Raw genomic sequence first — 14,938 nt, 5'->3', positions numbered from 1 at the left:
AGCGCCGAGACATTCCCGCAACAAAGGCCACATCACGCGCAACGGGGCAGCGGGTTCTGAGGTTCCGCGCACAGCGAAACCCCCGGCGCCGCGGGGGTGCGTCGCCGGGGGGTCGCGGGGCGGGCTGCTCGCGTTACGGCTTGGCGCCGTCCACCACCTTGCGCTCGCCGAGCGGCTTCTTGAGCTTGACCGTGGTGGTCTTCTCGATCGCAATCATGATGCAGGAGACGTTCTTCGCCTTGGGGGACGTGCCCTCGTACAGGGTGACCGTGACGCGCTTGGACGTCTCCTTGACCTTGACGCGGTCCAGTACCGTGCAGGGCTCCACCCCCGACTCCCACGTCAGCTGGAGCTCCTTGCCCTTGGCGACCGGCTTGGCCTTGGCCCAGCGGGCCTTGTGCACGTTGATGGCGTCGCCCGTCGGCTTGACCTGCTTGGGGCCCTTCGGGGGCGCCTTGCTGGGCACGGTGCCGACCGGGCTGGACACGACGGGCGGCTTGTCCTGGCTGGGGGAGGAGACCCGCTCGGCAGGCTGGGCCGTGCCGCAACTCGTCGCCAGCATCAGACATCCGGCCAGAAGGGGCGCTGTCATTGTCCGCATACCCCTACCACGGATCCCGCCGGCCGCCGGTTCACCATAGTCTGGTCATGTGCTCCGTCAGGCATTGCTCGCTGTCTCCAAGAGCCGGCGCGCCGAGCGCCTCATCGCCGCGTCGCCGCTGACCAGGGATGTGGTCAGGCGCTATGTCGCCGGCGACGTCGGCGGCGCGGTCGACGAGCTGTCCCGCAGGGGGTTGCGCGTCTCCGTCGACCACCTCGGCGAGGATGTGACCGGCCGGGTCCAGGCCGAGGACACCGTGATTGCCTACCTGTCGCTGCTCCGCCTGCTGCCGGCGGGCGCCGACGTTTCGGTCAAGCTCACGGCCCTCGGGCTGCGGCTGTCGGAGGAGCTCGCCTTCGACCACGCCGCGGCCATCTGCAGGGCCGCGGCGGCCAGGAACGTCACCGTGACGCTCGACGCGGAGGAGCACGACACGATCGCCATGCTGCACGCCGTGCACGCCGCGCTGCGCAAGGAGCACCCCGACGTGGGCGTGGTGGTGCAGGCCTACCTGCCCGACTCGCTCGACCGCTGCGAGCAGCTCGGCGACGCCAGGGTGCGGCTGTGCAAGGGCGCCTACACCGCTCCCGGCGCCTACACCTCCACCGCCGACATCGACCGCTCGTTCGTACGCTGCCTGAAAGTGCTGATGGCCGGCGCCGGCTATCCCATGGTCGCCACCCACGACCCCAGGCTGGTGCGCATCGCCTCGACACTCGCCGTGCTCGACGGCCGCGACCCGGCCGGCTTCGAATACCAGATGTTGTACGGCGTGCGCCCCGACGAGCAGGCCCGCCTGGCGGCCCTCGGTTTCACGATGCGCGTCTACATCCCCTACGGCGCCGACTGGTATCCCTACCTGATGCGCCGGCTGGCCGAGCGCCCCCGCAACCTGGCCTTCTTCCTGCGCTCCCTGCTGTCGCGGGGCTAGCCCGCGATGCCGGGGACGGGCCGGTAAGCTGCATCAGCGTCTATTCCTCGAGGGGCGGAAATGATCGCGATTCTGGGCACGGGCAAGATGGGCGAGGCGCTGCTGTCCGGGCTGCTGCGCGCCGGCTTCATGCCCGGCGACATCATGGCCACCACGCGCAGGGCCGAGCGGGCGCAGGCGCTGCGCGAGACCTACGGCGTGCGCACCGTCACCAACTCCGAGGCGGCCAAGGCGGCCGACACGCTGGTCCTCGCCGTCAAGCCCCAGGACATGGCCACGCTGCTGGCCGAGATCGCCCCCTACGTGCCCGCCGACCGCCTGGTGATCACCGCCGCGGCCGGCATCACGACGTCGTTCGTGGAGCAGCGGCTCGGCGTCGAGGTGCCCGTGGTCAGGGTGATGTCCAACACGCCCATCAAGTTCGACGAGGCGATGAGCGTGATCTCGGCGGGCGCGCACGCGGGCGAGGAGCATCTGAAGCTCACCGAGGCGCTGCTCAGCCCCGTCGGCAAGGTGCTGCGCATCCCCGAGTCGCAGCAGGACGCCGCCACCGCGCTCTCCGGCAGCGGCCCCGCCTACTTCTTCTACCTCGTCGAGGCCATGGTCGACGCGGGCATCCTGCTCGGCATGCCGCGGGCGGCCGCGCTCGACATGGTCACCCAGTCCATCGTCGGCGCCGCCGTGATGTTGCGTGACTCGGGCGAGCACCCGGTGATCCTGCGCGAGGCCGTCACCTCTCCTGGCGGCACCACGATCGCGGCCATCGCCGAGCTCGAGCGCCACAGCGTGCGGGCCGCGTTCCTGGCCGCCATCGAGGCGGCCCGCGACCGCGGCCGCGAGCTCGCCTCCGGCTGACCGCTCAGGCGTCGCGCCGCCGCAGCAACACGGCGCCGACGATCATGGTCACGGCGATCCAGGCGAGATAGACGCCGAAGCCGCTCCACGGGCCGAGCGAGGCGTTGCGGACTAGCGAGACGGCCACCTGCATGCCCGCGTTGGTGGTGAAATGGTCGGCCACCGTCCGGCTCACCTCGCCCGGCAGCATGCCGGCGATCTGGGGCAGCACCAGCATCAGCGCGATGGCCGAGACGATCGCGCCGGGCGTGTGGCGTACGAGCGTGCCCAGCGCCAGCCCGAACAGGCCGCACGCGGTGAGGTAGAGGCCGCAGCCCACCACCGCCCGCACGGCCTCCGCCATGTCGAGCGAGGGCGGCTGGGTGATGGCGACGCCCACGGCGAGCGAGGCGGCCGACGCGAGCGTGCACACGACCAGGGAGGTGACCGTGAACACCACGATCTTGCCGGTCAGCAGGCTCATCCGCCTGGGCACGGCCATCAGCGACGTGCGGATACCGCCCGTACGGTATTCGCTGGAGATCACCAGCACGCCCAGCGTGGCGATGGACAGCGACGCGAACATGATGCCGGTCAGGCTCAGCATGACGGTCTGGGCGCCGGGGATGGCGTCCTCGGTCGAGCCCCTGGCGGCGGAGGCGATGAGCGTGCCGATGCCCAGCATCAGCCCTGCGGTGACGGCCAGCGTCCACATCGTGGAGCGGACCGAGCGGATCTTGGTCCATTCGGACCTGAGGATGTCGATCATGAGGTGAACTCCAGGCTGTCCTTGGTCAGCTCCATGTACGCCGCTTCCAGCGAGGGCTGCACGAACGTCAGCTCCGCCAGCGGGATCCCGGCCCGCGCGGTGAGCGTGCCGATCTCGACCGGGCTCATCGCGGTAACCTGCAGGTGGTCGTGGTGGAGCTCGCCCACCTTGATCAGCTCGGCGACCTCGGCCAGCCGGGGCGAGCGCACCCGTACGTAGCCCTGCGAGCTGCGCCCGATGAACTCCTCCACGCTCGTGTCGGCGATCAGCATGCCCTTGCCGATCACGATCAGATGGTCGGCGGTCTGCGCCATCTCGCTCATCAGGTGGCTGGAGACGAACACCGCGCGGCCCTCGGCCGCCAGCTCGCGCATGAACGTGCGGATCCACAGGATGCCGTCGGGGTCGAGCCCGTTGACGGGCTCGTCGAACAGCAGGATCTCCGGGTCGCCGAGCAGCGCGGCGGCGATGCCCAGGCGCTGCGACATGCCCAGCGAGAACCCGCCGATCCGGCGCCCCGCCACCTCGCGCAGGCCCACGGCCTCCAGCACCTCGTCCACCCGGCCGTTCTGGATGCCGTTGCTCTGCGCGATGGCCAGCAGGTGGTTGCGGGCGCTGCGCCCGCCGTGCACGGCCTTGGCGTCCAGCAGCGCGCCCACCTTGCGCAGCGGGTGTCGCAGCTCGGCGTACGGCAGCCCGTCCACGAGCGCCGTGCCGCCCGACGGCCGGTCGAGCCCCAAGATCATCCGCATGGTCGTGGACTTCCCCGCGCCGTTGGGGCCGAGGAAACCGGTCACCCGGCCGGGCTCGACGTCGAACGACAGGTCCGACACGGCGACGGTCTTGCCGTAGCGCTTGCTCAGGTTCGTTGCCCGTATCGCGGTCATGATTCCAGCGTGCCGTCGCGCGAGGTCGTGTGCCTCCTGCGCGGGAACCGCTTCCCGCGCGGGGGTCTGGGAGCCTGGTCCTACTCTCCCGGGTGGACGAGCGCCGCCTCGTAGGCGACGATCACCGCCTGCGCCCGGTCCCTGACGCCGATCTTGGCGAACAGGTTCGTCACGTGGTTCTTGACGGTCGAGGGGGAGACGGACAGGGCCGCGGCGATCTCGGCGTTCGACCGGCCGCGGGCGATCAGCACGAGGATCTCCCGCTCGCGCTCCGTCAGACCGGCCACCCCGGCGGGCACCGGGCGCCGGGAGCCCGCGTCCAGGGCTCCTGCGGCCCGTACGAACGTGCCGATCAGCCTGGTGAGCAGGCGCGGAGCGACGGCGGACTCGCCCCGGTGCACCACGCGCACGCCCTCGATCAGCTCCTCGGGGGAGACGTCCTTGGGCAGGAAGCCGCCCGCGCCCGCCCTGAGGGCCGCGACCACGTTCTCGTCCAGGTCGAACGTGCTCAGCGCGAGCACCCGGACCTCCGGCAGCTCCGACGTGATCAGCTCGGTCGCGCGAACCCCGTCGAGGCCCGGCATGTGCAGGTCCATCAGCACCACGTCGGGGCGCAGCCGCCGGCTCAGGTCCACCGCCCGCTCGCCGTCGCTGGCCTCGCCGACGACACACATGTCCGGCTGGGCGTTGAGCATCAGCTTGAAGCCCACGCGCACCAGCGCATGGTCGTCGGCCAGCAGCACTTCGATCACGGTGTCTCCAGGGGGATGCGGGCGTGTACGCGGAAACCTCCTTGCGGGGCGCGGGGCCCTGTGGAGAGCTGGCCGCCGCACAGCGCCACCCGCTCGGCCATGCCTCCGAGCCCGAACCCCGGCGACCCGGTCACCTTCGTGCTGCCGTCGTCGACCACCTCGACCTCCACGGCGTCCGGTTCGTACGCGAGCCGCACGCTCGCCCGCGCGCCGGGTGCGTGCTTGCGCGTGTTGGTCAGCGCCTCCTGCACGATCCGGTACACCGCGTGGTCCACGACGGCGGGCAGCGCGACGGGCTCCCCCTTGACGGTCAGGTGCGCGGGCAACCCCGCCGACCTGGCCTCCTTGATCAGCGTGGGCAGCCGCTCGGCCCCCACCCCCGTGGCGGCGTCCGGCCCTTCCTGGCCGTCGGCCCTGAGCACGTCGAGCAGGCGGCGCATCTCGGACATCGCCTGGCGGGCGGTCTGCTCGGCGCTTTCCAGGGCGTCCCTGGTGACCTCCTGCTCGGCTGGGAGCGTGGCCCTGGCGCCGCCGACCAGGGCGTTGATCACGGTGATGTGGTGGGCGACCACGTCGTGCAGCTCCCTGGCGATGCGCCGCCGCTCGGCGCGGACCGCGGCGTCGGCGGCGTCGCGCCTGCCGCGTTCGTTCAGCTCGGTCCTGAGCCGGACGAGCTGCCCAACCCCGACGGGCACGCCGATGTTGAACAGGGCCGCGACCCAGCCACCGTTGACCTGGTCCAGCTCCAGCACTGTCGCGTAGGCGACGAACGCCGCCGCGGAGGCGATCGCGGTCGTGCGGCCGGCGGTGTAGCGGCCCAGGCTGTAGTAGGCGATGAGCGCGGGGACGTTGCTGGACGGCGCGACGTCCGCCGTCACGCCGACCGCGTTGATCGCGGTGACCAGCGCGGTGACCAGGACCGGCCGGTGGCGCCGCATGAGCAGGAGCATGACGGCGACCAGGTACGGCAGCGCGGTCAGGGCGAGCGCGGTCCTCTCCATGACGAGCATGACGGGGATCCCGATGATCCCGGGGGAGCCGAGCACGATCACCAGCGTCCTGTCGAAGACCTTGGGACGCCGGAAGAAGTGGATGAGCCTGAGTAAGGACCGTGCTGGGCGCACGCTAAGACACTAAGTCACGAATCGGTGCGGTCGCGGGGAGATGTCCACCGGATGAACCCGGGCTACAACGAGGTGTCTGCGCTGCGGTAACGTCGGCGGGACAGGGCGATCGCGGAGGGGTGGCATGAGCCGGTCGACACAGGTGATCTGGGACGACGCTCTCACCTCCTACGATTTCGGCCCCGGCCATCCGCTCGCCCCCGTGCGGGTCGAGCTGACCATGGCGCTCGCCCGCGAGCTCGGCGTCCTCGACAAGGTCGAGGTGGCCGGATGCGTGCCCGCCACCGACGACGAGCTGGCCATGGTCCACGAGCGCGACTACATCGAGGCCGTCAGGCGCGTGTCCGCCGACGGCCGGCCCGACCTCGGCGCCGGGCTCGGCACCACCGACAACCCCGCGTTCAAGGGCGTGCACGACGCCTCCGCGCTGATCGCCGGCGCCTCGCTGGCCGCCGCCCGCGCGGTCTGGGAGGGCTCGGCCGAGCACGCCGTCAACATCGCGGGCGGGCTGCATCACGCGATGCCCGCCACGGCCAGCGGGTTCTGCGTCTACAACGATCCCGCGCTGGCGATCGCGTGGCTGCTGCGCCAGGGTGCGGGCCGCATCGCGTACGTCGACGTGGACGTGCACCACGGCGACGGCGTGCAGGCGGCGTTCTACGACGACCCGAGGGTCCTGACGATCAGCCTGCACGAGAGCCCGCGCACGTTGTTCCCCGGCACCGGGTTCCCTCATGAGACGGGCGCCGACGGCACCGCCGTCAACGTGGCGCTCCCCGCCGGCTGCGGCGACCCCGGCTGGCTGCGGGCCTTCGACGCGGTCGTGCCGCCGCTGCTGCGCGAGTTCGGGCCGGAGATCCTGGTGACGCAGCACGGTTGCGACAGCCACGCGCTCGACCCGCTGGCCAACCTGATGCTCAGCCTCGACGGCCAGCGCACCGCCTACTCCATCCTGCACCGCCTGGCTCACGAGACGGCGGGCGGCCGGTGGATCGCGACGGGCGGTGGCGGTTACGAGCTGGTGCAGGTGGTGCCGCGGGCGTGGACACATCTCATCGCGGAGCTGGCGGGCCATCCGATCGATCCGGCCACGCCGACGGGCGCGGAGTGGCGCCAGTTCGTACGCGATCGCACCGGCGAGACGGCGCCGCTGACCATGACCGACGGGCGCCATCCGGAATTCAACGACCTTTCCGGTGGTTATGACCCATCTGACCCCATCGACCGTGCGATCATGGCGACCCGAAACGCGGTCTTCCCCCTGCACGGGCTCGACCCCCTGCCCTGACGAGGAAGAAAAGCAGTGCTGAGCCGCGACGAACTCCGAGAGCACCTTGTCCAGAGCCGCATCGCCGGCGATGTCGCGACCTCCCGCGAGAACAACCTCGACCACTACAGTTCCCTGGCCAACGGCGATCCCTACTACATGCTGGGGCTCACGTTCGACCAGCCGTGGTCCTACCGCGACATCCTGGCGCTGATGGCGAAGTCCGCAGGCGTGGTTTCCGACCCGTCGCATCGCTGGGGCCAGGACACCATCGACCCCGACCTGACGATCGACGCGGTCGACGCCATGGCCGAGCGCGTCGCCGCCGTGCTGTCGCGGCCCGGCCCGTCCGTGTTGTTCGCCACCGGGCACCCGACCGGCCTGCTCGCCGTGCACCTGCCGCTGGCCAGGCTCTGCGCCGAGCGCGGCGCGCGGCTGCTGAGCCCGGGGGAGGGCTGGACGTACTCCGGGTCGGGCTTCGCCCGGCCGCGGCAGATCCGCTATCTGCAGGGCGTCGCGATGCTCGACGACAAGGGCGGGTTCGTGCACACCCACGATGCCGACCCGATGCGTCACATGTTCTCCGAGCTCGACGGCGAGTTGCCCGATCTGGTTATCGCCGACCACGGCTGGGCAGGAGCGGCGGGAGAGGCAGGTGCGCCCACTGTGGGGTTCGCCGACAGCAATGACCCGGGGTTGTTCGTCGGTGAGGCTGAAGGGAAGATTGACGTAGTAGTGCCACTTGACGACAATGTGCTACCGCGATATTACGCTCCGTTGGCCGAGCGGCTCGTCACTCTGGTCTCACGAGCCCTTCGCGTCTAATTCGGTCCTCCCCATACCGTCTTTTCGCGCCTGCATTCCAAGAGGCTCGCCGTCCCTTTGCCAACTTTTGGCGGCGCTCCGGCGACTCTTATGTGTGGCAACTTGGACAGTTCCAACGTCCGGGTGAGGTGCTCGGCCCGGCTGCTGGCCAGCGATTTTGCTGGTTCGGCTGACAGGTGGCTCCGTTGACTGAGAAAGTAGGGGGTTTGCGCACTCGGAGTCCCGACTTACGCTGACGGCAGTACACGTGCGTGAGCAATGGCACCAGTGGGGATAACCCGTAAACACGTGCGGAAGAGGCGTCCGATGGGTGCAGGCGAAAGACCTCTCAGTGAGGTGAAGTTCCTGACCGTTGCTGAAGTGGCCACGGTCATGAGGGTGTCCAAGATGACGGTGTACCGGCTCGTCCACTCTGGCGAGCTGCCGGCCATCCGAGTCGGCCGGTCGTTCAGGGTGCCTGAGCAGGCGGTACACGACTATCTGCGGGAGGCCTACATCGAGGCTGGTTAGCGTAGCGACGTGGACGACCATGTCGTGAGTGCTGTCGCGGGAGAGGCCCGGTCGCCATAAGACGCGACCGGGTGCTCACCCCCAATGGGCGATCTACCGCCGATCGCCGGTAGTCTGTGAGCCGGTGTGCGCTCGCACTCCGTTCAGACTTAGTCACGACCTGGGGGTCCCGTGGGCTCTGTGATCAAGAAGCGCCGTAAGCGGATGGCGAAGAAGAAGCACCGCAAGCTGCTCAAGAAGACGCGCATCCAGCGGCGCAACAAGAAGTAACACCGACGCAGCTGCGAGGCGCTGATGACCCACACTGTGCTCGTCACCGGGGTCTCGCGCCACATAGGCGCCCGGGTGGCGAGCGAACTTGCCGCCGACCCGGACATCGGCCGTGTCATCGGAGTGGACACCGTGCCGCCCCCCTCGCTCACGCGAGACGGTGGCATCTCGCTCGGACGGACGGAGTTCGTCCGGGTGGATCTGCGCAGCCCCGACATCGCGCAGGTGATCGCGGCCGCGGACATCGGCACCGTTGTGCACATGAGCCTCGTCAGCGCTCCGTCAAGGAGCGGCGGCAGGGCCGCCATGAAAGAGCACAACGTCATCGGCACCATGCAACTGCTCGGTGCCTGCCAGCGGTCGGCGACCGTGCGGCGCGTGGTGGTCCGCTCCACCACCGCCGTCTACGGCTCGTCGCCGCGCGATCCGGCGGTGTTCACCGAGGACCTGGAGCCGCACGACGGCCCCAGCCACGGCTACGCCAAAGACGCGGTCGAGGTCGAGGGCTACGTCCGGGGTTTCGCGCGGCGCCGTCCTGACGTGACGGTGTCGCTGCTGCGCTTCGCCAACTTCATGGGTCCCGGCGTCGACTCGCCGTTGACGCGCTACTTCACCCAACCGGTGTTGCCGACCGTGCTCGGCTTCGACCCCCGGCTGCAGTTCGTCCACGAGGACGACGCGGTCGAGGTGTTGCGGCGGATGGCGACAGAGGATCACCCCGGCACGTTCAACGTGGCCGGGGTGGGTGTGTTGCTCCTGTCGCAGTGCACGAGAAGGGCGGGGCGGCCGTCGCTGCCGCTGCCCGCGCCCGCCTTCACGACGCTCGGCAGCGCCGCGCGCGGGCTCGGCCTGGTCGAATACTCGCCCGAGCAGCTCAGGCTGATGAGCCACGGACGGGCGGTCGACACCTCCAGGCTGGAGAACGAGCTCGGGTGGAGGCCCAAGTTCACGACCGCCGCGGCCTTCGACGACTTCCTGCGCTCGCGCCGCCTGCAGCCGTTCGGAGGTGCGCGGAGTTGAGCGTTCCCGACGAGGACGACGCTCGCGTCATCCCCATCAGCGCGGCGCCGTCCTACACCGGCGAGCCCGAGCCTCTGGCGAAGCTCCTGGCCTTCCTGCGCAGGCGCATCAGCGGCGACTACGACGTCGACGAGTTCGGCTACGACGCCGAGTTGACCGACAAGGTCGTCCTGGAGCTGATCAGGCCCCTCTACCACCACTGGTTCAGGGTGGAGACGGCCGAGCTGAAGAACATCCCGGACGAGGGCGGCGCGCTCGTCGTCGCCAACCACTCCGGCACGCTGCCCGTCGACGCGCTGATGTTGCAGGTCGCCCTGCACGACGAGGCGGGCAGGGCGCTGCGGCTGCTCGGCGCCGACCTGGTCTACCAGCTGCCGCTGCTCAGCCACCTGTCCCGCAAGACGGGCCACACGCTGGCCTGCCGCGAGGACGCCGACCGGCTGCTGCGCAAGGGTGAGCTGGTCGGCGTGTTCCCCGAGGGGTTCAAGGGCGTCGGCAAGCCGTTCTCCGAGCGCTACAAACTGCAGCGGTTCGGCCGTGGCGGCTTCGTGGCCTCGGCCATCCGTGCCGGGGTGCCGATCGTGCCCACCGCGATCGTCGGGGCCGAGGAGATCTATCCCAAGCTCGGCGACCTGAAGTTCCTTGCCCGGCTGCTCGGCCTCCCCTACCTGCCGATCACGCCGTTCTTCCCGCTGCTCGGGCCGCTCGGCCTGGTGCCGCTGCCGTCGAAGTGGGTGATCGAGTTCGGCGAGCCGATCCGCACCGACGACTACGAGCCGTCGGCCGCCGACGATCCCATGCTGGTCTTCAACCTCACCGACCACGTGCGCGAGGTCATCCAGCAACTGCTCAACGAGCTGCGGTTGCGGCGCGGGCCGGCTTTTCCGCCCTTCCTCTGAATTCTTTCGCGGTGCAGGGCGGCGCCGGTGTCGCGGGGCGACGTCGGCAGGTCCGTCGCTGATGATCCCCTGGGGCGTGAGCACGGTCATGTCCGAGCTCGTCACCGACGGGGGTCGGCTCATGGAGCCGTGGTGAACCCCGAAGGCGGGTTGTGGCAAGACATCCGTGACCGATCTTCCACTGAAAGGCGGAGATGATCACGCAACCCGCCGTCGGGCGAGCGGATTCGGAGCTCGTGAGCGCCTCGTGGGCGAACCCAGAGGCGTTCGCCGAGTTGTTCGACCGCTACTCCGCCATGCTCTACCGGTACGTCGCCAAACGCCTCGGTCCCGGACCGGCCGAGGACCTCGTCGGCGAGACGTTCCTTGTGGCGTTCTCCCGCAGGAAGAGCTACGACCTGGCCTATCAGGACGCCAGGCCGTGGCTCTTCGGCATCCTCACCAAGCTCATCGCCCGCCACCACCGCACGGAGAAGGCCCGCTACCGGGCACTCCTGCGGGCCCCTGCCGACTCCGACGTCGAGTCGCCCGCCGACCGGGTGACGACCGAGGTGACCGCGCAGGCCGCCAGGGCCGACCTGGCCGGCGCGCTCGCCGCGCTGCCCGCAAAGGACCGCGACGTGCTGCTCCTGATCGCCTGGGGGGACCTCACGTACGAGGAGGCCGGGCGGGCGCTCGGCATTCCCATCGGGACCGTGCGCTCGCGCCTCAACAGAGGCAGGCGGAAGGTACGCGCCGCGCTCGGCCACAACAACCCCCTGGAGGAGGAGTGACGATGGACGACATGAAGCTGCTCAGCGACCTCGGCGGGGAGCTGGTGCACGAGCCGCCCGCGACGCTCGTCCGCCAGCGGGACCGTCTGCTGAAGGCCCGCGCCCGGCGCCGGTGGGCGAACTGGTGGACGGCGGGGCTTGTCGCCGTCGCCACGATCGCCGCGGTCGCCGTGCCCGCCGTGGTGATCGGCGATCGCCACACGGCCGCGCCCCCCGCGGCCAGCCGCGCCGTGGACATGAGTGGCCCTCTGAACGTGCTGCTGATCGGATCCGACACCCGCCAGGGCGAGGGCAACGCGAAGTACGGCCCCCAGCAGACCGGGCAGGGCGGCCGGTCGGACACCATCATCGTTGTACACGTGCCCTCCGACAGGAGCCGGGTTACCGCGGTCAGCGTCCCGCGCGACTCGATGGTGCGGCTTCCGCGTTGCGGCTCCTCGCCGGCCAGGACCGACCTGATCAACTCCGCGTACAACACCGGCGGCGCCGACTGCCTCAAGGCCACGCTGGAGCGGCTGACGGGGCTGACCATCCAGCACACCGTCGAGGTGGACTTCTCCGGCTTCAAGGGCATGGTCGACGCGCTAGGAGGCGTGGAGGTGACGCTGCCCCGGCCGGTGGACGACCCGCAGTCGAAGCTGAAGCTACCCGCGGGCAAGAGCGTCCTCAACGGTGAGTCGGCGCTCGGCTACGTACGCCTGCGCCACTACGGCGACGGCTCCGACATCCAGCGGATCAAGCGCCAGCAGCAGCTCGTGTCCGCGATGCTGAAGAAGGCCAAGCGGGTGATGACCGAGCCGGACCGGCTCAAGGCGTTCCTCGGGGAGATGCGCAAGTCGGTCAGGACGAATCTGAGCGTGGAGTCGATGTACCAACTTGCTGGGGAACTGTCGGAGACCAAGCTGACCGCTGTCACCGTGCCGTGGGAGCCTCACCCCACCAGTCGCATTCGGTTCGTGTGGAAGCAGCCGGAGGCGGACAAGTTGTTCAGGTCGCTGCGGTAGCCCCGCGACGGGCGGACGCCCCAGCTGGAGGGCGCGGCGACCCCCGCGGCGGGTGTCGTGGCGCGGGGCGGTCAGCCCTGTGTGCGGTAGTGTCTGCGCAGGGCGATGCCCGCGGCGACGCCGCCCGCCACGGCGCCCACGCCCGCGGCGATGGGCAGCGCCGTCAGCGTGGCCTTGCGGCCGGTCCTGAAGTCCCTGATCGGCCAGTCGTGCTTCTTGGCGTATTCGCGCAGCTCGCTGTCGGGGTTGATGGCCACGGCGCGCCCGACCAGCGACAACATCGGCAGGTCGTTGGCGGAGTCGCTGTAGGCCGTGCACTGGGTCAGGTCGAGCCCCTCCCTGCGCGCCAGCGCCCTGACCGCCTCCGCCTTGGCCGGGCCGTGGAGCAGGTCGCCGACCAGACGGCCGGTGTAGACGCCGTTGCTCGACTCGGCGACCGTGCCGAGCGCGCCCGTCAGCCCGAGCCGCTGCGCGATGACCCTGGCCAGCTCGACGGGGGTGGCGGTGACCAGCCAGACCCGCTGGCCCGCGTCGAGGTGGCTCTGCGCGAGCGCCCGCGTGCCGCCCCAGATGCGGTCGGCCATGACCTCGTCGTAGATCTCCTCGCCGAGGCGTACGACGTCGTCGACCTTGGCGCCGGCGACGAACGCGAGCGCGGTCTCCCTGGCCACCGCGATGTGCTCGGGGTTCTCGTTGCCGCGCAGCCGGAACACCGCCTGCCCCACCGCGAACTTGAACAGGTCGGACGTGGTGAACAACCCCCGGGTGGCCAGCCCGCGGGCGAAGTGGTAGATCGAGGCGCCGCGCATCATCGTGTTGTCGACGTCGAAGAAGGCCGCCGACTGGAGGTCGGGCTCGACCGGCGCGACGGTGACCGCTGCCTGTGCCGCGGCCTCGCCGGCGGCCTGGGGCTCCGTTTCGTGTCGTCGTCGCATTAGCCGCCACATGCGCTTCAGCTTATCGACCTACCCGGGGGCGACCAGACCTTTGATGTAGTCGAGGTAGCCCTCGGCCTGGGCCAGCTGATCCCGCTTGAGCTGCTGCAACATCGGCGCGACGACCTCCTGCTGGTGGCGGGCGAATTTTTTGATCTTCGGAGAGCGTGGTTCGGCCCGTCTCAGCCTGCTGATCCCCGCGCGCGTCGATTCCTCCATGTCCTTCAGCGTCCTGCCGACCAGCGGGCCGCCGTTGGACGAGCCGAGCAGGCTGGCGACCTCTTCCGCGCGGGCCTTGGCCGAGCGGAGCTCGCGCTCCCCGCGCGCGGCCTCGTTGGTGCTGAGCCCGACGAGAGCGCTCTCCGCGGCGCGCTTGAGAGGGTAGAGGGAGTCGCCGGGGACCGCCTGGTAAGTGGCGAAGGACGCGACCATCATGGCCGCCGCCAGTCCGAAGGCGGCCAGCTGCGACAGCAGCGGCCTCGGGCGCGCGGGCCGGCGGTGGGCGTGTCGTGGGCGGGCCGACCTCTCGGGCAGGAGTTCGTCGGTGATCGGCCCGGTGATCGGCCCGGTGATCGGCCCTGTGACCAGCTCGGCGCGGAGCCGGTCGCGGAAGGCGGGGTCAGGGGCGCCGCCGAGAGGCAGCCTGGGCAGGTCCGTGAGATGCTCAAGCACGCGCTCCCGCCGTTCGCGTGCTCTACCCATGACGGCTCCCTTACGGATCCTGCTGTGACATTTGCCTAACGAGGTGCGGATGGTGGAGGTTACGCCAGGTCGTGCTTGAGAGCCCTGGCCAGCGCCCGGATGGCCCGAAACTGCAGCGCTTTGATCGCTCCGCTCTTCTTTCCCATGATGAGCGCGGTCTCCGCGAGCGACAGGCCGTGCAGGAAACGCAGGACCACGCATTCCTGCTGTTCGGGATTGAGATCCCGGACGGCACGCAGCACCCGGTCGTTGATGATGGCCGTGACCACGGCGTTCTCCGGAATGTGCGAGCCGTCGAGCGGGACATCGATCACCTCTCCCGTCGGCACCTCGAGCCGGTAGCGGCCGGACTTGAAGTGGTCGGCCACCAGGTTTCGCGCGATGGTCACGAGCCAGGCGCCGAAGTCGCGGCCCTGCCAGGTGAAGTCGGCGATCCTGCGCAGCGCGCGCAGGAAGGTCTCGCTGGTCAGGTCCTCGGCGAGGGGGTGGGAGCCCACCCGGAAATAGATGTAGCGGTAGACGAGGTCCACGTAGCGGTCGTAGAGCGTGCCAAACGACTCCGTGCAGCCGCTCTTGGCATGAAGCACCAGCGTACGTACGTCATCGGGCACTTCTTCGTGCACGGCGAGCTCGCCCGTCAGGGCAGGCGCGGCGCCCGCTGGCGCAAGCAGCCCGGCGAACGGCGACGAGTCAGGCATCCGGTATCCCTGGGGGTAAGGGGTGCGGCTGCTCGAACACTCTAGAAATCAACCGGAAATTCCACAATCCACAGCATGCTGGCATGACTAGGCGTAATCGGAAGATACCGTGTTACCGCGAACCCCCGCCGCCTGCG

At 70.0% G+C, this 14,938-nt stretch carries 18 protein-coding genes; 10 read left to right on the top strand and 8 right to left on the bottom strand.

The features are described 5' to 3' along the window. Window positions 1-133 precede the first annotated feature (133 nt). Window positions 134-592 carry a hypothetical protein gene (locus ACTWPV_RS39665; RefSeq protein ID WP_443155715.1) on the bottom strand — a complete coding sequence of 153 codons (459 nt, stop codon included), beginning with the start codon at window positions 590-592 and terminating at the stop codon, window positions 134-136. Between the two features lie 58 nt (window positions 593-650). Here ACTWPV_RS39665 and ACTWPV_RS39660 point away from each other — a divergent pair, with 58 nt between their 5' ends. After that, a complete protein-coding gene (locus tag ACTWPV_RS39660) occupies window positions 651-1,532 on the top strand; it encodes a proline dehydrogenase family protein (RefSeq protein ID WP_443155714.1) in 882 nt (293 codons plus the stop codon). Between the two features lie 60 nt (window positions 1,533-1,592). Further along, window positions 1,593-2,387: a pyrroline-5-carboxylate reductase gene (gene proC / locus ACTWPV_RS39655; RefSeq protein WP_347648326.1), complete on the top strand. Its 795-nt coding sequence runs from the start codon at window positions 1,593-1,595 to the stop codon at window positions 2,385-2,387. 4 nt (window positions 2,388-2,391) lie between these two features. On the opposite strand, the gene ACTWPV_RS39650 is transcribed toward proC, so the two are convergent. The 4 genes from ACTWPV_RS39650 to ACTWPV_RS39635 form a co-directional block, all read right to left on the bottom strand. Then, the gene (locus tag ACTWPV_RS39650; RefSeq protein WP_443155713.1) at window positions 2,392-3,135 is read right to left on the bottom strand and encodes an ABC transporter permease subunit; all 744 of its coding nucleotides are present in this window, start codon (window positions 3,133-3,135) and stop codon (window positions 2,392-2,394) included. Further along, a complete protein-coding gene (locus ACTWPV_RS39645; protein ID WP_443155712.1) occupies window positions 3,132-4,022 on the bottom strand; it encodes an ABC transporter ATP-binding protein in 891 nt (296 codons plus the stop codon). The genes ACTWPV_RS39650 and ACTWPV_RS39645 overlap by 4 nt, the downstream gene beginning before the upstream one ends. A gap of 80 nt (window positions 4,023-4,102) precedes the next feature. Beyond that, complete coding sequence (locus ACTWPV_RS39640; protein WP_443155711.1) at window positions 4,103-4,774, bottom strand: response regulator; 672 nt, start codon at window positions 4,772-4,774, stop codon at window positions 4,103-4,105. Beyond that, complete coding sequence (locus tag ACTWPV_RS39635; RefSeq protein ID WP_443155710.1) at window positions 4,771-5,898, bottom strand: sensor histidine kinase; 1,128 nt, start codon at window positions 5,896-5,898, stop codon at window positions 4,771-4,773. The genes ACTWPV_RS39640 and ACTWPV_RS39635 overlap by 4 nt, the downstream gene beginning before the upstream one ends. Before the next feature lie 124 nt (window positions 5,899-6,022). Between ACTWPV_RS39635 and ACTWPV_RS39630 the strand changes: the two genes are divergently transcribed. The 8 genes from ACTWPV_RS39630 to ACTWPV_RS39595 all read left to right on the top strand — a co-directional run bounded on the left by ACTWPV_RS39630 (window position 6,023) and on the right by ACTWPV_RS39595 (window position 12,466). Then, on the top strand, window positions 6,023-7,186 hold the full coding sequence (locus tag ACTWPV_RS39630) for an acetoin utilization protein AcuC (protein WP_443155709.1): 1,164 nt from the start codon (window positions 6,023-6,025) through the stop codon (window positions 7,184-7,186). 15 nt (window positions 7,187-7,201) lie between these two features. Then, window positions 7,202-7,990: a phosphatase gene (locus ACTWPV_RS39625; protein ID WP_443155708.1), complete on the top strand. Its 789-nt coding sequence runs from the start codon at window positions 7,202-7,204 to the stop codon at window positions 7,988-7,990. A gap of 306 nt (window positions 7,991-8,296) precedes the next feature. Beyond that, window positions 8,297-8,500, top strand: coding sequence for a helix-turn-helix domain-containing protein (locus ACTWPV_RS39620; protein ID WP_026214222.1), 204 nt, complete (start codon window positions 8,297-8,299; stop codon window positions 8,498-8,500). Window positions 8,501-8,671: 171 nt separating this feature from the next. Further along, entirely contained in the window at window positions 8,672-8,770 is a 99-nt protein-coding gene (locus ACTWPV_RS39615) for a 30S ribosomal protein bS22 (RefSeq protein ID WP_018654693.1), read from the top strand. Window positions 8,771-8,794: 24 nt separating this feature from the next. After that, window positions 8,795-9,790, top strand: coding sequence for an NAD-dependent epimerase/dehydratase family protein (locus ACTWPV_RS39610; protein ID WP_347648333.1), 996 nt, complete (start codon window positions 8,795-8,797; stop codon window positions 9,788-9,790). Further along, window positions 9,787-10,689: a lysophospholipid acyltransferase family protein gene (locus ACTWPV_RS39605; RefSeq protein WP_443155707.1), complete on the top strand. Its 903-nt coding sequence runs from the start codon at window positions 9,787-9,789 to the stop codon at window positions 10,687-10,689. The genes ACTWPV_RS39610 and ACTWPV_RS39605 overlap by 4 nt, the downstream gene beginning before the upstream one ends. A gap of 194 nt (window positions 10,690-10,883) precedes the next feature. Continuing rightward, a complete protein-coding gene (locus ACTWPV_RS39600; RefSeq protein ID WP_443155706.1) occupies window positions 10,884-11,462 on the top strand; it encodes an RNA polymerase sigma factor in 579 nt (192 codons plus the stop codon). 2 nt (window positions 11,463-11,464) lie between these two features. Further along, window positions 11,465-12,466 carry an LCP family protein gene (locus tag ACTWPV_RS39595; RefSeq protein WP_443155705.1) on the top strand — a complete coding sequence of 334 codons (1,002 nt, stop codon included), beginning with the start codon at window positions 11,465-11,467 and terminating at the stop codon, window positions 12,464-12,466. A 71-nt stretch (window positions 12,467-12,537) separates the two neighbouring features. Here ACTWPV_RS39595 and ACTWPV_RS39590 read toward each other — a convergent pair whose 3' ends face one another. Genes ACTWPV_RS39590 through ACTWPV_RS39580 form a run of 3 tightly spaced genes read right to left on the bottom strand, consistent with a single transcriptional unit; the run spans window position 12,538 to window position 14,801 of the window. Further along, window positions 12,538-13,401, bottom strand: a complete 864-nt coding sequence (locus ACTWPV_RS39590; RefSeq protein WP_246083048.1) for an HAD family hydrolase — start codon at window positions 13,399-13,401, stop codon at window positions 12,538-12,540. A gap of 30 nt (window positions 13,402-13,431) precedes the next feature. Next, window positions 13,432-14,103: a DUF5667 domain-containing protein gene (locus ACTWPV_RS39585; RefSeq protein ID WP_443155704.1), complete on the bottom strand. Its 672-nt coding sequence runs from the start codon at window positions 14,101-14,103 to the stop codon at window positions 13,432-13,434. A 59-nt stretch (window positions 14,104-14,162) separates the two neighbouring features. Then, the gene (locus tag ACTWPV_RS39580) at window positions 14,163-14,801 is read right to left on the bottom strand and encodes a sigma-70 family RNA polymerase sigma factor (protein ID WP_443155703.1); all 639 of its coding nucleotides are present in this window, start codon (window positions 14,799-14,801) and stop codon (window positions 14,163-14,165) included. Between the last annotated feature and the right edge of the window lie 137 nt (window positions 14,802-14,938).

Source organism: Nonomuraea sp. KM88 (assembly GCF_052245635.1).
Taxonomy (GTDB): Bacteria; Actinomycetota; Actinomycetes; order Streptosporangiales; family Streptosporangiaceae; genus Nonomuraea.
This window is presented reverse-complemented; position numbering and strand designations above follow the sequence as displayed.